Origin of the sequence: Kitasatospora sp. NPDC058048 (assembly GCF_042885555.1) — a bacterium.
Taxonomy (GTDB): Bacteria; Actinomycetota; Actinomycetes; order Streptomycetales; family Streptomycetaceae; genus Kitasatospora; species Kitasatospora lactacystinica.
On record NZ_JBHVRT010000008.1, the window covers coordinates 53,523 to 72,381 of the forward strand.

The 18,859-nt window shown below is 74.6% G+C and carries 17 protein-coding genes; 6 read left to right on the top strand and 11 right to left on the bottom strand.

From position 1 onward, the window contains the following. Window positions 1–8: 8 nt before the first annotated feature. Entirely contained in the window at window positions 9–677 is a 669-nt protein-coding gene (locus tag ACFVVA_RS10720; RefSeq protein ID WP_387687948.1) for a DedA family protein, read from the top strand. A gap of 7 nt (window positions 678–684) precedes the next feature. Here ACFVVA_RS10720 and ACFVVA_RS10725 read toward each other — a convergent pair whose 3' ends face one another. From ACFVVA_RS10725 to ACFVVA_RS10750, 6 genes are all read right to left on the bottom strand, one after another. Then, complete coding sequence (locus ACFVVA_RS10725) at window positions 685–1,425, bottom strand: PIG-L deacetylase family protein (RefSeq protein WP_387687950.1); 741 nt, start codon at window positions 1,423–1,425, stop codon at window positions 685–687. A 264-nt stretch (window positions 1,426–1,689) separates the two neighbouring features. Then, a complete protein-coding gene (locus ACFVVA_RS10730; RefSeq protein ID WP_387687952.1) occupies window positions 1,690–2,895 on the bottom strand; it encodes an MFS transporter in 1,206 nt (401 codons plus the stop codon). Between the two features lie 5 nt (window positions 2,896–2,900). Continuing rightward, window positions 2,901–3,473, bottom strand: coding sequence for a GNAT family N-acetyltransferase (locus ACFVVA_RS10735; RefSeq protein WP_387687954.1), 573 nt, complete (start codon window positions 3,471–3,473; stop codon window positions 2,901–2,903). Then, the gene (locus tag ACFVVA_RS10740) at window positions 3,470–4,639 is read right to left on the bottom strand and encodes a type III PLP-dependent enzyme (RefSeq protein ID WP_387688293.1); all 1,170 of its coding nucleotides are present in this window, start codon (window positions 4,637–4,639) and stop codon (window positions 3,470–3,472) included. Before ACFVVA_RS10740 ends, ACFVVA_RS10735 begins: the two co-directional genes overlap by 4 nt. 204 nt (window positions 4,640–4,843) lie before the next feature. Beyond that, on the bottom strand, window positions 4,844–6,157 hold the full coding sequence (locus ACFVVA_RS10745) for a DUF6271 family protein (RefSeq protein ID WP_387687956.1): 1,314 nt from the start codon (window positions 6,155–6,157) through the stop codon (window positions 4,844–4,846). After that, window positions 6,139–7,233, bottom strand: a complete 1,095-nt coding sequence (locus tag ACFVVA_RS10750; RefSeq protein ID WP_387687958.1) for a phytanoyl-CoA dioxygenase family protein — start codon at window positions 7,231–7,233, stop codon at window positions 6,139–6,141. The genes ACFVVA_RS10745 and ACFVVA_RS10750 overlap by 19 nt, the downstream gene beginning before the upstream one ends. Window positions 7,234–7,665: 432 nt before the next feature. Between ACFVVA_RS10750 and ACFVVA_RS10755 the strand changes: the two genes are divergently transcribed. Beyond that, window positions 7,666–9,627 carry an FUSC family protein gene (locus ACFVVA_RS10755; protein WP_387687960.1) on the top strand — a complete coding sequence of 654 codons (1,962 nt, stop codon included), beginning with the start codon at window positions 7,666–7,668 and terminating at the stop codon, window positions 9,625–9,627. 106 nt (window positions 9,628–9,733) lie between these two features. Here ACFVVA_RS10755 and ACFVVA_RS10760 read toward each other — a convergent pair whose 3' ends face one another. Next, window positions 9,734–11,137 carry an amidase gene (locus tag ACFVVA_RS10760; RefSeq protein WP_387687962.1) on the bottom strand — a complete coding sequence of 468 codons (1,404 nt, stop codon included), beginning with the start codon at window positions 11,135–11,137 and terminating at the stop codon, window positions 9,734–9,736. A gap of 308 nt (window positions 11,138–11,445) precedes the next feature. On the opposite strand from ACFVVA_RS10760, the gene ACFVVA_RS10765 reads away from it, so the two are divergent. Beyond that, window positions 11,446–12,795 (top strand): cytochrome P450, encoded by a 1,350-nt coding sequence (locus ACFVVA_RS10765; RefSeq protein WP_387687964.1) that lies wholly within the window; start codon window positions 11,446–11,448, stop codon window positions 12,793–12,795. 140 nt (window positions 12,796–12,935) lie between these two features. Then, entirely contained in the window at window positions 12,936–13,667 is a 732-nt protein-coding gene (locus tag ACFVVA_RS10770) for a rhomboid-like protein (RefSeq protein WP_387687966.1), read from the top strand. Between the two features lie 88 nt (window positions 13,668–13,755). Here ACFVVA_RS10770 and ACFVVA_RS10775 read toward each other — a convergent pair whose 3' ends face one another. Both ACFVVA_RS10775 and ACFVVA_RS10780 read right to left on the bottom strand, forming a co-directional pair. Further along, window positions 13,756–14,337: a DUF421 domain-containing protein gene (locus ACFVVA_RS10775; protein ID WP_387687968.1), complete on the bottom strand. Its 582-nt coding sequence runs from the start codon at window positions 14,335–14,337 to the stop codon at window positions 13,756–13,758. Between the two features lie 54 nt (window positions 14,338–14,391). After that, window positions 14,392–15,219, bottom strand: a complete 828-nt coding sequence (locus tag ACFVVA_RS10780; RefSeq protein ID WP_387687970.1) for a LysR family substrate-binding domain-containing protein — start codon at window positions 15,217–15,219, stop codon at window positions 14,392–14,394. A gap of 58 nt (window positions 15,220–15,277) precedes the next feature. Between ACFVVA_RS10780 and ACFVVA_RS10785 the strand changes: the two genes are divergently transcribed. Then, window positions 15,278–15,715, top strand: coding sequence for a DUF5997 family protein (locus ACFVVA_RS10785; RefSeq protein ID WP_387687972.1), 438 nt, complete (start codon window positions 15,278–15,280; stop codon window positions 15,713–15,715). Window positions 15,716–15,833: 118 nt separating this feature from the next. Here ACFVVA_RS10785 and ACFVVA_RS10790 read toward each other — a convergent pair whose 3' ends face one another. Then, on the bottom strand, window positions 15,834–16,964 hold the full coding sequence (locus tag ACFVVA_RS10790) for a YncE family protein (RefSeq protein ID WP_387687974.1): 1,131 nt from the start codon (window positions 16,962–16,964) through the stop codon (window positions 15,834–15,836). 356 nt (window positions 16,965–17,320) lie between these two features. On the opposite strand from ACFVVA_RS10790, the gene ACFVVA_RS10795 reads away from it, so the two are divergent. Continuing rightward, window positions 17,321–18,025, top strand: a complete 705-nt coding sequence (locus ACFVVA_RS10795; RefSeq protein ID WP_387688295.1) for a hypothetical protein — start codon at window positions 17,321–17,323, stop codon at window positions 18,023–18,025. A 24-nt stretch (window positions 18,026–18,049) separates the two neighbouring features. Here the strand turns inward: ACFVVA_RS10795 and ACFVVA_RS10800 are convergent, their stop codons facing one another. Next, a complete protein-coding gene (locus ACFVVA_RS10800; RefSeq protein ID WP_380540564.1) occupies window positions 18,050–18,817 on the bottom strand; it encodes an SDR family NAD(P)-dependent oxidoreductase in 768 nt (255 codons plus the stop codon). Between the last annotated feature and the right edge of the window lie 42 nt (window positions 18,818–18,859).

Here is an 18,859-nt window from a genome sequence, read left to right on the forward strand (position 1 = left end):
GAGGAGCGGTGTCCGCTCCCCCGACCCCGCTGCCCGGGGCACTCGCCGGGCTCGCGCCACTGCTGGACCACTACGGGTACCTCGCGGTGGCGCTGCTCGTGCTGCTCGACAACTGCGGCATCCCGGTGCCCGGACAGACCGTGCTGGTGCTGGCCTCGGTGTACGCCGGCGCCGGGCACCTCGACTTCGCCGCCGTCCTGCTGGTCGCGGCCGGCGCCGCCGCGCTCGGCAACAGCCTCGGCTACCTGATCGGCCGCACCGGCGGGCGCGCCTTCGTCCACCGCTGGGGCCGCTACGTGCTGCTCACCCCGGCCCGGATGGACCGCGCCGAGGACTTCTTCGCCCGGCACGGCGGCAAGGTGGTCACGGTCGCCCGCTTCGTGGACGGGCTGCGCCAGTACAACGGGATCATCGCCGGGACCACGGAGATGCCCTGGCGCCGGTTCCTGCCGTTCAACCTGCTGGGCGCGGTGCTGTGGACGGCGGTCTGGGGCACCTTCGGCTACCTCGCCGGGGCCAACATCGGCGCGGTGTACCGCACGGCGCTGCGCTACCAGGTCTGGTTCGCGGTCGGGCTGGGCGTGCTGGTCGCCGCCGTCCTGCTCCGGCAGGTGCTGCGCCACCGGCGCCGGCGCCGCACGGGCACAGGCACCGGCACCGGGCCCGGGCCCGAGTAGCCGCCGGTCAGCCCAGCGGGAACACCTCGAACGGCACCGCGAAGCGCGTCCCCAGCCGGCTGCCCGCGCCCCGGCCGAAGCCCTCCAGGAACTCCCGCGGCTCCGCCATCGCCCCGCCCAGCCCGGCCAGGTACGCCTTGTGCTCCTCCAGCGAGGCGACGCCCCGGTCGAAGTGCGCGGTGGTGTCCACCGCGTGCCCGGCGTCCGGCGAGGCCACCGCCCAGATCTGCCGCACGCCGTTCCACGGCTCGTGGCCCTCGGCCAGCAGCTCGCGGAACACCCAGCGGTTCCCGGCGTCCCGAACCCCGTCCAGGGTGGCCCGGCCGACCGCGATGTGGTCGGCCTGGTTGAGGAACTGCCCGCCGTAGGTGTCCCGGAAGTTGCTGGTGATCACGATGTCCGGCCGGTGCCTGCGCACCACCCGGGCGATGTCCCGGCGCAGCGGCAGCCCGTACTCCACTACCCCGTCCGGGTGTCCGAGGAACTCGACGGTGTCGACGCCGACCACGCGCGCCGAGGCGATCTGCTCGGCCTCGCGCAGCGGGCCGCACTCGGCCGGGTCCAGCGAGTCGATGCCCGCCTCGCCGCTGGTGACCATCGCGTAGACGACCTTCTTGCCCTGCGAGGTCCAGCGGGCGACGGCCGCGGCCCCGCCGTACTCCATGTCGTCGGGGTGGGCGACGATCGCCAGCGCGGTCTGCCAGTCCTCGTCGACGGGCTCGAAGGGCTCGGGGGCCTGCTCGGTCATGCTGCTCGTTCCTCTCGGTGCGGCTCACGGTGCGGCTCACGGTCGTACGGACGCACCACAGTCGCACGGCCGTACCACCCGTGACTCTAGAAGACCGGCTTCCCCCACGCCCCGTCAGACACCGTCGCCCCCGGTCGGCTTGCCCCTGTCGCGGGCGTCAGGGGTTGGCGTCCGGGCGTCCCTCGGCGGCACCGGCCCGCCCCGGGACCTCGCGACGGGTGTGCCGGAGGTCCCGGGCGGTCCCGGGCGGGTGTGCGGGAGGGGTCAGCTCGGGTCGGCGGCGAGCAGAGGATCGGCGGGGGCGGCGGAGGTGTCCTGGCCGGGCCAGCGGATCCGGGTGGCGCAGAGGGAGACGACGGCCGCCGAGGCGGCGACGGCGGCCATGCCCCAGAGCAGGCTGGTGGCGCCGGCGATGAAACCGATCATGGCGGGGCCGGCCAGCAGGCCGGTGGTGCCCATGGCGGCGACCAGCGAGAGGGCGTCGGCGCCCTGCCGGGCGGCGGCGACGTAGACGCACGGGGTCACCGCGGCCACGCCGAGGCCGACGCAGGCGAAGCCGAGCAGGGTCGGGACCACGCCGCCGACCGCCAGGGCCAGGGCGAGTCCGAGACCGGCCAGCAGGCTGCCGGTGCGCACGATCCGGCCGTCGCCGAAGCGGGTGCGCCAGCCGTCCGCGAAGATCCGGGCGCAGACCATCATCACCGAGACCACCGCGATGCCCAGCGGGGCGAGCCCGGCGCCGGCGTGCACGTAGTCCTTGAGGTAGAGCGCCGACCAGTCGTTCATGGCGCCCTCGGTGACGGTGCCGAACACCATCGCCAGGCCCATCCAGAGGGTCGCGACGGTCGGCAGCACGAAGCCGCGGCGCCGCTTCCTCTCCTCTGGTTCGGCGGCTTCGGCCGGCCGGTCCGCCAGCAGCCCCGGCCGGGCCGTCACGACCAGCACCGCGAGCAGCGCGGCGGCCACCCCGAAGTGCACCGCCAGGGTGCCGGTGACGGAGGTGACGCCCGAGGCCAGCAGGGCGGCGAGCAGCGAACCGGCGCTGAAGGTGGCGTGCAGCCGGGACATCGTGGCCCGCTCGAAGCGGGCCTCCAGCGCGGCGCCCTGGGCGTTCATCGCGACGTTCAGGCAGCCGACCGCGACGCCGTCGAGGAACAGCACCAGCAGCATCACGGGGTAGTTCGGCACCACCGACAGGGCGAGCAGGATCACGCCGAGGGCGAGCGCGGACAGCACCGAGAGCAGGCGGGAGCCGAGCCGCCGGGTCAGCACCGCGACCAGGGGGAAGGACACCGCCGCGCCGATTCCGCAGGTCATCAGCAGCAGGCCGATCTGGGCCTCGCCCAGATCGAGCCGGGCCTTGAGCGCGGGCACCCGGGAGACCCAGGTCGCGTACTGGAATCCGAGGACGAAGAACAGGGCGCCGATGGCCACTTGGGACCGGCGGAAGTCGTCGCGAACGGGGGACATCGGTATCAGCCCACTTCGGCTCTGGAGTACGGCCCGCGGATCGCGGTGGAGTGCGGCAGCGGCCGGACCGGGACGGCGTCCAGCGGCATCGCCATGTAGACCGCCCGGGTGCCGTAGCTCTCGGGCAGGTCGATCTCGGGCCGGGCGCGGTAGCCCAGCGGGGTCCACAGCACGTGCGAACCGCGGACGGCGACCAGCGAGGCGCTCCGGTAGCCGGCCGTCCGGGCGGTGTGCTCCAGGTGCCGCAGCAACCGCAGGGACAGGCCCCGGCCGCGCAGGTCCTCGGAGATCACCAGGTCGTGGGCGTGCATGTTGGTCGGCCGCTCGCCCGCGTCGGCCCCGTCCTCGCCGCGGCCGAGGTCCGGGCAGCGGAACAGCGGGTACGGCAGGGCGAGCAGGTAGCCGCCGAGGCCGCCCGGGTGCTCCAGCACGAAGCAGGTGTCCGGCGAGGCCCGATGCCGGGAGCGCAGCGCCTCGCGGCCCTCGGACAGGCCGCTGGCGGCGTAGGCGCGCTCCTCCAGCGCGACCACGGCGTCCCAGTCCTCCTCCCGGAGCAGCCGGATGCGGTACTCGCTCATCGCTCTCCTCCGTCGCGGCGCCCGCCGATGCAGCTGTACGGCAGCGGCGCGAAGCCGTTGAACCCCTGGGTGGCGTAGGCGGTGGCGTACGCGCCGCAGGAGTGGATCCAGACCGGTTCGCCGGAGCCGATCGCGCGCGGGACGCGCACCAGGCCGCCCTCCTGCGCGTACGCGTCGTCGCTGTCGCAGGTCGGGCCGGCCACCACGGCGTTGACGAACTGACCGCCCGGGTGGGTGGGGAACTCCAGCCGGTACTGGAGCTGGTCCATCTCGTACAGGCCGTTGAACTTGCCGCAGCTGAGGTAGAGCCAGTCCTCCCGGGTGCCGTCGGGGCGGTGGCGGGAGGTGAGCCGGGAGACGTGGGCGCGGATCGCGCCGTGGTCGGCGACCAGGTGCCGCCCGGGCTCCAGCAGGAACTCCAGCGGCGCGGCGTTGACGGCGCTCAGCCGCTCCATGCCCTCGCGGATCACCGCGAACATCTTGTCCAGCGGCGGGTCGAGCGGGCGTCCGCCGCGGTCGAGGACGCCGAGGGCGGGCAGGCCGCCGCCGAGGTTGATCCGGGTCGGGGTGATGCCGCGCCAGTTGAGCGCCTCCAGTACGGCGGCCAGCGACTCCACGGCGGCGCTCCAGGCTTCGGCGGTCATCTGCTGGGAGCCGACGTGCACCGACAGTCCGGACGGCACGAGCCCGGCGGTGCGGGCGGCGTCGAGCACCCGCACGGCGTCCTCGGGCGAGCAGCCGAACTTGTGGCTCAGGCCCCACAGCGCGCCCTCGCCGGTGGTCGCGATGCGGCAGAACACCCGTGCGCCGGGGGCGTGTTCGGCGATCGCCGCGACGTCCTCCAGGCTGTCGGTGGCGAAGTCCCGCACGCCCAGCCGGTGGGCCTCGGCGATGTTGCGGTCGGACTTGACGGTGTTGCCGTAGTGGATCAGTTCGGGCGGCACGCCGGTGCGCAGCGCCTGGGCGATCTCCTGCGGGCTCGCCGCGTCGAAGCCCGATCCGAGGGCGGCGAGGTGGTCCAGCACCTCGTCCACCGGGCAGGCCTTCATCGCGAAGCGGACGGCCACCCCGGGCAGTTCGGCGCAGAGCGCGGCGTACTGGCGGCCGATGCCGTCGAGGTCGTAGATGATCCGGTCGTCGGTGGCGGCGGCGAGTGCGGCGCGCAGCGCGGTGCGGTCGTGCTCGTCGGCGCGGCGCGTCTCGGTGCGCACCGCGGAGACGGCCGGGGCACGGTGGGCGGGCGGGTGGGCGGCGCTGTGGCCGCCGGCGCGGCCGCCGGGGTGGCCGGCGGCATGGCTGGTGGCGTGACCGGTGGTGTGGCCGGTGGCATGGCTGGTGGTCTGGCGTATCACGTGGAGTTCCCCGTCCGGCTAGCGTGGCCGCCGGTCGACGGGGGTGGCCCTGCTCGCCCGCACCAGCGGGCCCCACGCGTCGATCAGCGCTGCGAAGTCCTCGATGTCCGTCTGCGCCTCGTCGAGCAGGCGTGCCCGCAGGGGCGCCAGGTGGTCCGCGAACTCGGCGTACTTTCCGCCGAGGCGTCGGTAGCAGCGGTCGAGTTCGGCGAGCCTGCGGTGGTTCTCCGCGCGGTCCGTCGCGGCGCTGCGACGGGCGGATTGGGCGATCGGTTCGGGGCGGACGCGGTGCTGTTCGTCCAGCAGGGCGCCGCCGGCCGCCTCCATCTCGGAGTAGACCGGGTAGAGGTAGAGCATGGAGAGCAGGAACTTGGCGTAGCGCAGCTGGTAGGCGGTGAAGCCGGGGCCGGTGCGCCGTTCCGGGGTGTGGTAGTTGACGATGTGGCGGTTGTGGGTGACGCCCGGCAGGGTCGCGTCGCGCACCAGGTGGTGCAGGAAGTAGTCGCTGCCGATGGTGTCGGTGGCGGGCGGCAGCGGCACCCGTTCGTAGACCTCGTGGTGGAGGCCGATGTTGCACATGTCGATGTGCCAGATGTCGGGCAGGTCGAGCACCGCGCGGTCGGCGGTGAACGGCTCGGTGCCGCCTCCGGTGAAGGAATCGGCGACGAGTTCGCGCTTCTCCTCCTCGCTCGCGCCGGTGGGCGCCCAGAGCGCGACCACGTCGTGGTGGACCTCGGGGTCGAGTTCACGGATCCCGCCGATGTCGACGGAGGGTTCACCGACGAAGGAGGCGCCGACCAGTGCGACCGGCTTGTCCGCGTGCGCCGCGTCGAGGGTGTTCTCGGTGACGGCGGCGGCCGCGTCGGCGGCCTTCAGTCCGAGCGTGGCCAGCTCGTGCTCGATCGGGAACACCGGTTCGCCGTCGAGCAGTTGGTACCGGCTGTCGGAGTCCCGGCGGTGCACCGACTCGCAGCCGAGCGCGGCGGCCAGCAGGAACGCCCGGTTGGTGCAGGCGCCGTAGGAGACGGCGTCGGGCAGCATCAGGCGCAGCAGCCGGCCCCGGTCGGCCTCGCGGGATCGGTCGATGACCTCGCGCAGGAAGGCGCGTTGGGCGTCCTCGTCCAGGTGGTGGACGACCACGCCGTCGACGGCCGGCAGGCCGGCGAGGGCCCCGGCGTGCCGGGCACGGTCCGCGGGCTTGGCGGAGTCCAGCACCAGCAGGTGCACCCGGACGCCGAACCGCCGTACGGCGTGGGCGGCTTCGGCGCCGATCGCGGTGATGGTGTCCGCGCACGCGCGGTTGGTGGGCAGGGTCAGGCAGACGTCGCGCATTCCAGCTCCCCGGTGTCCCCGCATTCGTCGAACGGCTTGCCGCTCCAGGACCGCAGTCCGAGCAACTTCTCCCCCAGCTCGGTGAGTTCGGCGGTTCCGTAGCGCTGCGCCTCGGGCCGGTCGGCGTCGCCGACCAGCGTGCGGTTCCAGTCCGGCGTGCCGAGCGTGCGCCAGGACTCCACCCGGGAGCGGCGCAGCTTCTCGGACTCCTCCAGCGCGGGCATCATCGACAGGTACTGCACCGCGCGCACGCCGTCGGCCGAGGTGTTGCGCTCGACGCCGTGGGCGAGCAGGCCGTTCCAGATCAGCAGGTCACCGGCCTTCAACTCGGGCCGGACGACGGGGAACTCGGCGCGGTCGACGTCCGGGCGGATCGGGTCGCGGTCGGGCGGCTGGGCGGCCCGCCACTCGTCGAAGCGGCGGAACAGCTCCGGGTCGCACTGGAAGCCGCCGTGGTCGGGGGCGGTGTCGTTGAGCGCGATGATGCCCTGGACGCGCTGCGGCAGTATGCCCCGGGTGGTGTCGACGTCCCAGTGCAGCTCAATGTCGAAGCCGCGGTCGGTGGGCTCGATCAGCGCGCGGTCGCGGTTGCGGACGTTCGGCGGGTTGAGGTTGAGCCGGTCGAGGGTGACCCAGAGCTCCTCGCAGTCCCACACGTCCACGAAGGCGTCGTAGACGCGCTGCGACTGGCGGCTGTCCCAGATGAGCTGGTGGTGGTAGGCCTCGACGAAGCCGTAGACGTGCAGGTGCCGGTCGAGTTCGTCGCGGTACTCGCGCTCGCGGTACCAGTCCTCGGGGCGGTCCGGCGACAGGCCCTGGAACTCCCAGGCGAAGTCGAGCAGTCGGCGCGCGGCTCCGGCCGGGATCGCCTGCTTCACCACCACGTAGCCGTAGGTCCGCCAGAACGCGTGGTCCTCCTCCGAGAGCACCCGCAGCGGGTGCTTCTTGCGGACCTCGCGCAGCGCGGTCGGGGCGAGGTAGCTCTCGGTGTCGGCACTGAAGTAGGGGCGCTGCGACGCAGCCCGGTACAGGTATTCCCCGTCGGGTCCGTCGGGGTGTTCGGCAGGGCTCGGCATGGGCAGTCACTCCATGGTTCGTAGTCGACGCAGCGCTTCCTCGCGGGCTCGATGCGGGCACGGCGAGTCGACGGCCGGCCACCGGCCGCAACAGGAATTCGAGTGCGGCCCGGAGGGCCGTCCGCATACGGTCCTTCTCGCCTCGGCCCGCGGGCGCGGAACAGCGCCACGTCAGGGGGCCAACTCTCCCGCCCGGCAAGGCACCTCACCCCGCATCAGCCTTTGCCGAACCGCGCTCCCCATACGTTGGACTAGACCAACTAATGGTGTCAACCCTTTCCTGCGGGTTACCGATTGGGAAATCAACGCAGCTCACGACGCCTCTCGGGGTTCGCTTTATGTTTCGGAGACTGACATAAGAGCGGGTATGTTTCTGGAATTGACATATTCGCGCGCACGGTGAACCGGTCGGCCCGGCCGTACGTTGGGCTCATGGCACCCGCGCTGACGGCTCCCCCGTGGCTGACCGAGGGTCTGCGGCCCCGGGCCGCGCCCGTCCCGTGGGCCGCGGTCGCCCGCGCGTCCGTCGCCCTCTCCGCGCCGCTCGCGGTGGGCACCGCCACCGGGCGGCCCGCCTACGGCGCGCTGGTGTCGATGGGCGCGCTGTCCGGAGTCATCGGGGACACCGCCGACGCGTACCGGATGCGGGTCCACAACATCGCCGTGCCCCAGCTGTTCGGCGCCCTGGGGATGCTGCTCGGCACCCTGGTGTTCGGCGCCGGCTGGACGGCCGTCGCGACGGTGACCGTCGTCGCGCTGGTCTCCGGCATGATCTCCTCGATCGGCGCCGTCGCCTCCGTCTCCGGGCTGCTCCTGCTGCTCAACGCGGTCGTCGGGGCCGGGCTGCCGCTGCCCTCCCCCTGGTGGCTGCCGCCCGCCCTGCTGCTGCTCGGCGGCCTGGTGGTGCTCGCCCTGACCCTGCTCGCCTGGCCGCTGCGCGTGGGCGTCCCCGAACGGGCGGTGGTGGCCGGCACCTACCGGGCGGTCGCCGACCTGCTGGAGGCGGCCGGCACCCCGGAGTACGACGGACGCCGCCGCGAACTCACCCGCTCGCTCAACCAGTCCTACGACCTGCTGCTCGCCCGCCGGGCCCGCCGGCACGGCCGCTCACCCACCCTGGTACGGCTGCTCGCCCAGCTCAACGCGGTGATCCCGGTGGTCGAGGCGGCCTCGGCGGCCCAGCTGCGCCCGCCCGAGTTCGGCCCGCTGGCCGCCGGCTACCCGGCCGCCGTACGCGCGCTGGCCGACGCCGTCGAGCAGAACCGCACCGGCCCGCCCCCTCCGCTCGGCCTGCCGGTCCCGGCCGGCCCGTCCACCCGCGCGCTGGTCCAGGCGATCGGGCACGCCGCCGTCGTCGTGCACGAGGCCGCACCCGACCCGTACGCCACCGGCGACCGGCTGGGCCGCCCCGCCGGGATCGAGGTCCGGGCCCGGCGGGCGACCAGGGCACTGCTGCTGTCCGGCGCGTCCTGGCGGTACGGGCTGCGGCTGGCACTGTGCATCGGGCTGGCACAGGTGCTGGTCTCGGTGATCGCGGTGCCCCGCTCGTACTGGGTGACGCTGACCGTGACCTTCGTGATGAAGCCCGACTTCGGCTCGGTGTTCTCCCGCGCGGTGCTGCGCGCGCTCGGCACCGCCGCCGGGCTGCTCATCGCCGTCCCGGTCCTGGCCGAGGTGCCGCACGGCTGGTGGGACGTCCCGGTGATGGCGGCACTGGCGGCCCTGATTCCGGCCCTGTCCGCCAAGGGGTACGCCTTCCAGACCGCGGCCATCACCCCGGTGATCCTGCTGCTCTCCGACCTGCTCAACCACCAGGGCTTCCGCCTGGTGCCGCCCCGGCTCTACGACTCGCTGATCGGCTGCGGCATCGCGCTGCTGGTCGGCTACCTGCTGTGGCCGGACTCCTGGCACACCCGGATCGGCGACCGGCTCGCCGACGCCGTCCAGGACACCGCCTCGTACGTGTCGCTGGCCCTCGCCACCGCGCCCGGACGGGACGAACCGGCCCGCGCCCGCTACCGGCGCCGCCTCTACCGGGACCTGTCCACCGTGCGCAGCGAGTTCCAGCGGGCGCTCACCGAGCCGCCGCCGGTCGGCACCCGGGCGGAGGCCTATTGGCCGGTGGTGATCGCGGTCGAACGGATCGTGGACACCACCACCGCCACCCGGGTGCGGATCGAGCACGGCGCTCCGGTGCCGACCGCCGCCGAGGTCGCCACCGTCACCCGGGAGCTGACCGGCCTCGCCGAGGCGCTGCGCACCGGTGGGCCGCCGCCGGGGGCGGAGCCGGACGCGCTGGCGCCGGACTGCGCGCTGGCCCGGCTCCACCACGAGGTGCGCGCCGCCCGGTCGGTGGTGGCGCCGATGGCCCGAACCGCTACGCCGGCGCCCTGAGCGCGGCCGGTCCCGGACGCTCGGCGTTCGGTCCCCGCCCCGCGGCGTTCGATCCCCGACCCCGCGGATTCGGTCCCGGCTCCGGGTGCGCCCCGCCCCGCCGGGTTCAGTCCTGGATCCGCCGCCAGGGCCGGTCCGCCTCCAGCGCGAAGGCCAGTTCCAGCAGCAGCCGCTCCTGCCCGTGCGCCGCCGACAGGTGCACCCCGACCGGGAGCCCGCCGGGCTCGGAGCCCGCCGGCAGCGCGATGCCCGGGCCGCCGGTCACGTTGTTGACCGGGGTGAAGGCGACGTAGCGCATCAGCCGGTCCATCAGCTCGTCGAAGTCCACGTTCGGGCTCAGGTACCCGATCGGCGGGGCGGTGTGGGCGAGCACCGGGGAGAGGATCACGTCGTGGTCGCGGAAGATCCGCGCGTACACGCCCTCGGCCCGGCGCAGCCGCCGCAGCACGCCGGGGGTCTGCGGGAACTCCGCCCGGAACCGACGGCGCAGTCCGGTGGTCAGGCCGTCCAGCTTCCCGGCCCGGAAGCTCGGGTCGATCAGCAGCCGGCCGGTGGCGGCGATGGCCCAGGCGATGTAGCCCCAGTAGCTGACGAAGTCGCGGGAGAACTCCTCGCCGAAGGGCAGTGCGGTCGGCTCGACCAGGTGGCCCATCGCCTCCAGCCGGGCGGCGGTCTCCTCGACCACCTGCCGGGTCGGCCCGTCGGTCTTGGCGATCGGCGAGTCCACCACCAGGCCGATCCGCAGCCGCCGATCGCCCGGCCCCTCGACCAGACCGAGCGGAGGAAGCCCGGGGTTGCCGCGGTGCCGCTCGGCGGCCGCGAAGAAGGCGGCGGTGTCGCGCACCGAGCGGGTCAGCACGCCGTCGGTGACCAGGTCGATCGGCAGTTTGCCGCTCTGGGCGTTGGTGACCAGCCGGCCCCGGGTGGGCTTGAGCCCGACCAGCCCGCAGCAGGCCGCCGGGATGCGGATCGAGCCGCCGCCGTCGTTGGCGTGCGCGATCGGCACCACGCCAGCGGCCACCAGGGCCGCCGCGCCGCCCGAGGAGGCGCCGGGCGAGTGCGAGGGCTTCCAGGGGTTGCGCACCGGCTGGGCGGTGGCGAACTCGGTGGAGGCGTTGAGGCCGAACTCGGGCAGTCTGGTCTTGCCGAGGACGGCCAGGCCGGTGGAGAGGAACTGGTCGGTGAAGCGCGCGTTGCGGCGGGCCGGGCGGGCGCGGTAGGCCTCGCTGCCCATCGCGGTCGGCAGGCCGCGCAGGTCCACGTTGTCCTTGAGGTAGGTCGGTACGCCCCAGAGCGGACCGCCGATCCCCTCCCGGCTGATCCGCGGTTTGTCGTACGAAGCATGGGCGACGGGCAGCAGCGCGCCGTCCACCCGCGCGGCCCGGTCGACGGCCGCGCCGACCAGTTCCCTCGGGTTGACCGCGCCGGCCCGGACCAGCGCGGCGAGCGCCACCGCGTCGTGGGCGCCCAGGGCGTCGTCGGCGAACGCGTGGACCCGCTCGTCGGTCATCCGAACTCCCCACTCCCTGCCGGACGTTCCACCGTCCGGCGATCACACCGGTTGGTCGTACCTGCCCGGCTCTACTGACCGGTAATCTCGCAGGGCTTCGAGTGTAGGCACGACCGGCGGCCGTCGCCCGACCGGGGTCGACCCCGACGGGTAAACGCTCCATCAAATCTTCGAGGGCGCACGACCGTTCGGCCCGCGCCCCCGCGTTCACCCCGTCCGCCCGTCCACGATCGTTTCGCCGCACGCCGCCGGGAAAGATCACGTTCGCGATTCGTCCCGGTCCTCCCGCCCCAACCAAGGTGACGCCCGTGCCGACCCCCTTTTTCCCGACCACCCGGTTCACCGCGGCCACCGCCCCCGGCGGCCTCCCGCTGCTCGGCCACGCCCCCGCCCTCCTCCACCGCCCGCACGAGTTCGTCGCCGGCCTGCCCGCCCACGGCGACCTCGTCCGGCTGCGGCTCGGCCCGCTCCACGCGTACGTGGTCTGCCACCCCGAGCTGGTCCGCCGGCTGCTCGCCGACGACCGCACCTTCGACAAGGGCGGGCCCCTCCTCGACAAGGCCCGGGAGGTCCTCGGCAACGGCCTCGCCACCTGCCCCGCCGCCGCCCACCGGCGCCAGCGCCGCATGCTGCAGCCCGCGTTCCACCGCGACCGGCTGCCCGGCTACGCCGCGCTGATGGCCGAGGAGATCGGCGGCGCCACCGCCCGCTGGCGCGACGGCGACGTGATCGACGTCCCCGCCGCGATGCACCGCCTCTCCACCGCCGTCACCGCCCGCTGCCTGTTCGCCGCGCACGAGCGGGCCGGCACCCTGCCGGTGCGCCGGTCCATGGACGCCGTCACCCGCGGCGTCGGCCGCCGGGTGATGCTGCCGCTGCCCGGCGCCGACCGCCTCCCCACCCCCGGCAACCGCCGCTTCCGCCGCGCCCGACAGGACCTGCGGGAGATCACCCGGCGGCTGATCGCCGACCACCGCGCCGCCGGCACCGACCGGCACGACCTGCTCTCCACCCTGCTCGACGCGACGGACGAGGACGGCCGGGGCCTGACCGACGCCGAGGTCCACGAGCAGGTGGTCACCTTCCTGCTGGCCGGCACGGAGACCACCGCCGCCACCCTCTCCTGGGCCTGGACGCTGCTCGCCGCCAACCCGGCCGTCCGGATGCGGCTGCACGCCGAACTCGACACCGTCCTGGACGGCCGACCCGCCCGCCACGAGGACCTGCCCGCCCTGCCGCTCACCGCCCGGATCGTCAGCGAGACCCTGCGGCTCTATCCGCCGCCGTGGATCCTCAGCCGCACCGCCACCGTCGACACCGAGCTCGGCGGCCACCGCATCCCGGCCGGCGCCACCCTGTTGTACAGCCCCTACCTGCTGCACCGCCGGGCCGACCTCTTCCCCCGCCCCGACCGCTTCGACCCCGACCGCTGGCTCACCACCGCCCGCCCCGCACCCGGCACCTACGCGCCCTTCGGCCTCGGCGCCCGCCGCTGCATCGGCGAGGTCTTCGGCACCACCGAGGCCGTCCTCGCCATCGCCACCATCGCCGCCCGCTGGACCATCGCCCCCGCCCCGGGCCGGCCCGTCCGCCCCACCCGCGGCTCCTCCCTCACGCCCCGGCCCTTCACCGCGACACTCACCCGCCGGGTCCGCTGACCGGACCGCGACCGGGCTCCGACGCCGTCCGCGCCGGGTCCGCCGACCGGATCCCGGCCCGGCTTCGGTACTGTCCCGGCGTGGCCGGCCGCACGGGCGCCGGCCGGAACCACGCCGCTCGACCGGGACGCCACCAGACCATGAACGCTCGAACCCCCTCGGGGCTCCTGACCGGGCTGCTGCGCGCCGCCCGGACGTACCCGCGCCGCTCGCCGCTGACCTTCGGCTACGTCGTCCTGCTCCTGCTCGGGCACGTCTGGGTCGAGAACCTGCTCGCCGCCGACCGCGCGGACGCGCTGCGCGACCACATCAGCACCAACCTCGACAACCTGCACGACCACCCGGTCAGCGCCCTGCTCGGCAGCGCGCTGCTCTTCGACGGCACCCTCACCGAGATCCTCTCCACCGGCTTCGGCAGCACCCTGATCACCCTGGGCCTCGGCGTCTGCTGCTGCCTCGCCTGGACCGAGCGCCGCTTCGGCGGCCTGCGCGCCGCCGCCGTGTTCCTCGGCGGGCACATCGGCGCCACCCTGATCACCGCCGCGGTGATCCTGCTCGCCCTGCGCCACGGCTGGTACCCGGAGAGCGTCCGCGGGGCCTCGGACTACGGCATCAGCTACGGCGCCCAGACCGTGCTCGCCCTCGCCACCCTCGCCGTGCCCCGCCGGGCCCGGCTGCCCTGGGCCGCCTTCGTCGTCGCCTGGCCGCTCTCCGGCGGCGACTGGCCCGGCCCTCTCCCGGGCTTCACCACCGTCGGGCACCTCCTCGCCGCCGCCCTCGGCTTCGCCCTGGCCGCCACCGTGGCCCTCGGCGCCTCGCGGCGCCGGCGTGCCGGGGCCGAGCGGCCGGCGGACGTCCACCCGAACCCGTGACCGGCCCCGGCTCTCCAGGGCCTCCCGGTTCCAGAGCCAGTCGGTCCCAGGACCCGTCGGGGCGGGCGGGCCGAGGCCCGGGCGGCGGTCAGCCGGGCGGGCGCCGGTCGGCGGCGATGGCGGTGAGCAGCCGCTCGATCTCCTCCAGCCGGCGCCGCAGGTCCGCGACGTCGCCCCGGGTGGCGCTCTGCTCGCCCGCCTTGAGGGAGACCAGCAGCTGTCCGTCCGGCTCCAGCCGGGCCCGCGCGACGTCGCCGACCTTGTCGCCGTTCTGGATCCGGATGGCGTGCTCCAGCTCGGACGGGCGCAGCGCCAGGCTGTGCAGCGCGCCGTCGACCAGCTTGCCGTCCTTCACCACGGTGGTCGGCCTTCCCTCCAGGACCCGCGCGGCCCTCGGGTCGCGCGCGAGCCAGCGGGTGACGGCGGCGTTCACCGCGATCAGGGTCACCGCTCCGATCGCGCCGCCGAGCAGGCTGTTGTCATTGCCGATGATGGCGTTCTGCACCACGTTGGAGAGCAGGAAGACCACCACCATGTCGAAGGTGTTCAGCCCCGCCAGCCCGCGCTTCCCGGCGAGCCGGAACAGCACCAGGATCAGCACGTAGACGGCGATCGTGCGGAGGACCTTCTCCACGATCGGAATCTGGACGGCCATCAGGTCGTGCCACACTGCCCCGCTCCTCCCGCCTCGCCCGCTGCGAACGGGGCAGACGCTACGCCAAGGTCACCGCTTGGGCCTGCCGCGCCGGGCCGCCGCGCCCCGCCCGCCGGCCTTGGCTCCCCCGGCCTTCGGCGCCCCGGCCCGCTGCCCGCCGGACTTCTGGCCGCCCGCCTTCTGCGCACCGCTCTTCTGCCCGCCGGCCCGCTGCGGCTGCGGCTTGCCCCGGCCCGCCGCCGCCTTCTTCGGCTGCGCCTCGGGAGCCGCCTGCCCGGCCCCGCGGCCGCGCGAGCTGTTGACCGTACGGCCGCGGACGATCCCGATGAACTCCTCCACCAGGTCCGTCGTCCGCTCCTGCGGCCAGGACAGCGCCACCTGGGACTGCGGCACGTCCGCCACCGGCCGGAAGGTGAGGTCCCGGCGGTGGTGCAGCCGGGCCAGGGACTGCGGCACCAGGAGCACGCCGACGTTCGCCGCGACCAGCTCGACCGCGTCCTCGGTGCTGTCCGGACGGGCGACGGCGGGGCGCCCGGGCAGGGTGTCGGCGGTGAGGCCCAGGGTGTCGTCGAGCGGGTGGAAGACCACCTCGTCCGCCAGGTCCTCCACCGAGGCCTCCTCGGCGGCGGCGAGCCAGTGGTCCTTGGGGAAGACCACGACGGTGGTCTCGGTGTAGAGCGGGATCGCGCTCAGCACGTCCTTGTCGACCGGCAGCCGGACCAGTCCGGCGTCCGCTCCGCCCTCGCGGAGGGTCCGCTCGGCGTCGCCGGACGCGACCGCGAGGAGGTCCAGCGGCACGTCCGGGAGCCGCTCCTCCCAGACCCGGACCCATTTGCCGGGGGTCACGCCCGGGACGTACACGAGCCGGAAGGTCGGGTTCACCTGCATGTCTGTCACAGGGCAAGGCTACCGACCGTGACCGGGAGCGCCCGCGCACTCCCTTACCCTTGTCACCATGACATCGCTCAAGCAGAAGACCAGCCAGACCATGAAGCCGGCCACGGCGGCCAAGAAGCTGGGGATCTACCTCGACGCCGCGCCGACCGACTTCCAGGAGGGCGTGGTCTCCCGCGAGGAGCTGAACGCGCTGCAGGCCGAGCCGCCGCAGTGGCTCCAGGACCTGCGCAAGAACGGCCCGCACCCCCGCCCGGTGGTCGCCGCCCGGCTCGGCATCTCGATCTCCGGCCTGGCCCGGGGCGGCGTGACCGAGGCGCTGACCACCGAGCAGATCGAGGCCCTCCGGGCCGAGAACCCGCTCTGGCTCCAGCACGAGCGCGCCAACCAGGTGGACCTCCGCAAGGAGACCGCCCGGATCAAGGAGAAGCACGAGAAGGAGGCCGCCGAGGCCGCCGCCAAGGCCGCCAGGGAGGCGAAGGCCGCCCAGGCCCGCTGACCTGCCCTCCTCGGGCCCGGCACGGCGGCGCTCCGGCGCCGGCTGCCGGGCCCGTTCTCGTCGGGCCCGTTCCCGTTCTCGTCGGGCCCGTTCCCGTCGGGCGCCGCTCGTCGGGTCCCTAGAAGCGGACGGTCCGCAGGACGGAGTCCCCGCCCTTGAGCCCGGCCAGGTAGAGGGTGCGGCCGTCCGCGCCGAGCTGGACCTGGACGACGGAGTCCAGGCCGAAGCCGGTGACGGTCTCGCCGGGAACGGCCGCGCCGGTCGCGGGGTCGTACGACAGCAGTGCGGCCTGCGGGGTCCTCGCGCCGGTGAACACGCGGACCCGGCCGGAGTCCGGGCTCGTCCCGAGCAGCTGGGGACCGTCGGCGAAGGCCCCGAGGCCGAAGGCGGACCGGAAGGTGTTCGTCTCCGGGTCCAGGATGTCGGCGGTGACGGTGCCGTAGTCGCGGTAGCCGCTCGCGTAGACGGTGCGGCCGTCGGCGGCGAGCACGATCTCCTCGGCGGAGCCGAAGTCCGCCACCGGGTCGATGACCTCCGGGGCGGCGCCCTCGACGTCCAGGTGGTAGAGGTTGTCCGCGGTGCCGACCCAGGCGTCGGTGGCGTCGGGGCCGAGCACCACCCGGCCGACGGTGTAGCCGGTGAGGGTCACGCCGCCGGTGAAGGTCCGGGTGGCGGGGTCGTAGGCGAGGACGCGGCCGGCCCGGCTGCCCAGGCGCACGCCCCAGGGGCCGTACTGGGACAGGTACACCCGGGTTCCGTCCGGGCTGACGGTCACGCCGTTCAGCGCGCCCTTGGTCATGGCCCCGGGGCGGGGCTGGTCGGGCGTGGCGACCCGGGCGAGCTGCTGTCCGGTCGCGGCGTCGAAGGTCAGCAGGTCCCAGTCGACGGTCACGTAGACCCGGCTGCCGTCCGGGCTGACGGTCGGACGGCCGACGCTGTCGAAGCCGGTGACGGTGAGCAGGTCGGTGCTGGCCCCGGTACGGGTGTCGATGCTGCGGACGACCCGGGCCGAGTGGCCGGGGTCGACGGCGTGGCCGACCACCGCGTAGACGCGGGTGCCGTCCGGAACGACGGCGAACGACTCGGCCGTGCCGCCGAACGCCAGGTTGTCCGCCGTCGGGACGGCCCGGGCCGCGCTGACCGGCGGGCCCTCGGGCGCCGCGGCCGCGGCCTCCGTCCCGGTCAGCAGCAGTGCCCCTGCCGCCGCCACCGCTCCAAACCAACGCGCTTTGCGCACAAGCCTGTTCATGCTTTCCCTCCCGCCGGTCGGATCGCGGCACTGCCGCGTCCGCGTCAGGCTACGACACGGCCCGCGGACGGCGAAGCGGTTCGGTCGTACTCTGCCCGGCTCCGTCCGGACACAGCCCCTTCACGGCATCGACAGAACCGGAACCGGCCATCGGCGGCGGCCGGATCCACCTCCGCCGCGGAAACGGTTCCGCACGCCCGGCGAAGGCTTCCCGCGCCCGCACGTGGCGTCACTCCGACGGCCCCGCGGACGCGGTAGGGTCCGCTGGCGCGGCACCGGCCCGTCCGGCGGCCGCCGCCCACGCCCACCCCCGAGGGAGGAACCCCGTGCCGGCTCCCGCCCGCCGAGCCCCGGCCATGGCCGCGGCCGTCCTGCTCGCCGCCGCAGCCGCAGGCTGCTCGCCCGGCGGCGACCACGCCGCCAAGGGGGCCAGGTCCGCCTCCGCCTCCGCCCCGGCCGCTGCGGGTGATGCCGCGGCGGCCGCCCCGCCGCTGGCCGCCGCGATCGTCACCGGCCCCGGCCCGAAGGCGAGTTACGACGTCCAGCCGCAGCCCGCGCCGGGCAGCTGCCACTACCGCTACACCGCGGACAAGCAGCCGCTGCCCGACCCCTCCTGCACCCCGGGCGCGATCAGCCCCGCGGTGAACCAGGGCAACCTCAAGGACACCATCTGCAAGCAGGGCGGCTACACCTCGACCATCCGCCCGCCGTCGAACATCACGGGCAAGGAGAAGGCCGAGAACGCCAAGTCCTACGGCTATGACGGCCCGATGGGCGACGCCGAGTACGACCACCTGATCAGCCTCCAACTCGGCGGCGACCCCAACGACCCGCGCAACCTGTGGGTCCAGCCGCCCTCCCCCGGCCACGTCCCCGGCAAGGGCCCGAACAACCCCAAGGACTCGGTGGAGACCCACCTCCACACCGCGATCTGCAAGGGCCAGGTCACCCTGGCCGCCGCCCAGCAGGCGATCGCCACCGACTGGACGACCGCCGAGGCCAAGCTCGCCCTCCGCGCCGCATCCAGCCCGGCCTCCGAGCCCGACGCCGACGGGGACTGACCGGCCACTCCCCGAAGCCCGGACTCAACGTCCCAGCACCGCACCGCCGTTGAGTCCGATCACCTGACCGGTCAGATACCCGGCGGCCGGCGAGGCGAGATAGGCGACCGCCTCGGCCACATCGGCCGGGGTGCCCGCCCGACCGACCAGGGTGTCCGCGACCTTCCGGGCGTGGAACTCCTCGCTCCAGCCGGCCCCGAAGATCTCGGTGTCCTCGATGTAACCGGGCGCGAGCACGTTCACCGTGATCCCGTCCGGCCCCAACTGCCGGGCCAGACCGAACGCCCAGCCGTGCAGCGCGGCCTTGGCGGCGGCGTACGAGCCCGCCGAGTGCGGGCCCGCGCCACCGCGCTGGGCCGCGGCCGAACTGACCACCACCAGCCGGCCGCCGGGACGGCGCAGCCCGTCCTGGAGCGCGGTGGTCAGCAGCACGGCGGTGAGCAGGTTGCCGTCCAGGTCCCGCCGCCAGGAAGCGGCCAGCGCGCCCAGGCTGCCGTCGGCCGGCGGAGTGACGATCGCACCCGCGTTGTTCACCAGCACGTCCACCGGCCCGAGTCCGGTGATCCGGGCCGCCGCCGCCTCGACCGCCGCCGGGTCGGTCAGATCGGCCGCGACCGGCACGACCCGCCCCGGACCGGCGGCCCGCTCGATCTCCTCCCGGGCCTGCTCCAGCACGGCAGGCCTGCGGCCCAGGATCACCACCCGGTGCCCGTCCCCGGCCAACCGCGCCGCGATCGCCCGGCCGATCCCGGTACCGCCCCCGGACACCACCGCGAGCCGATCCACCGTCATCACTTCGTCCCCCGTTCGTCAACCGGCCGCACGCCGGTCGCG

Bases quoted from the DNA above. Each gene is read 5' to 3' on its own strand.
- ACFVVA_RS10800 (WP_380540564.1), bottom strand. From the start codon at position 18,817: ATGACGGTGGATCGGCTCGCGGTGGTGTCCGGGGGCGGTACCGGGATC.
- ACFVVA_RS10760 (WP_387687962.1), bottom strand. From the start codon at position 11,137: ATGACCGACGAGCGGGTCCACGCGTTCGCCGACGACGCCCTGGGCGCC.
- ACFVVA_RS10795 (WP_387688295.1), top strand. From the start codon at position 17,321: ATGGCCGCGGCCGTCCTGCTCGCCGCCGCAGCCGCAGGCTGCTCGCCC.
- ACFVVA_RS10735 (WP_387687954.1), bottom strand. From the start codon at position 3,473: ATGAGCGAGTACCGCATCCGGCTGCTCCGGGAGGAGGACTGGGACGCC.
- ACFVVA_RS10785 (WP_387687972.1), top strand. From the start codon at position 15,278: ATGACATCGCTCAAGCAGAAGACCAGCCAGACCATGAAGCCGGCCACG.
- ACFVVA_RS10750 (WP_387687958.1), bottom strand. From the start codon at position 7,233: ATGCCGAGCCCTGCCGAACACCCCGACGGACCCGACGGGGAATACCTG.
- ACFVVA_RS10770 (WP_387687966.1), top strand. From the start codon at position 12,936: ATGAACGCTCGAACCCCCTCGGGGCTCCTGACCGGGCTGCTGCGCGCC.
- ACFVVA_RS10745 (WP_387687956.1), bottom strand. From the start codon at position 6,157: ATGCGCGACGTCTGCCTGACCCTGCCCACCAACCGCGCGTGCGCGGAC.
- ACFVVA_RS10755 (WP_387687960.1), top strand. From the start codon at position 7,666: ATGGCACCCGCGCTGACGGCTCCCCCGTGGCTGACCGAGGGTCTGCGG.
- ACFVVA_RS10790 (WP_387687974.1), bottom strand. From the start codon at position 16,964: ATGAACAGGCTTGTGCGCAAAGCGCGTTGGTTTGGAGCGGTGGCGGCG.
- ACFVVA_RS10725 (WP_387687950.1), bottom strand. From the start codon at position 1,425: ATGACCGAGCAGGCCCCCGAGCCCTTCGAGCCCGTCGACGAGGACTGG.
- ACFVVA_RS10730 (WP_387687952.1), bottom strand. From the start codon at position 2,895: ATGTCCCCCGTTCGCGACGACTTCCGCCGGTCCCAAGTGGCCATCGGC.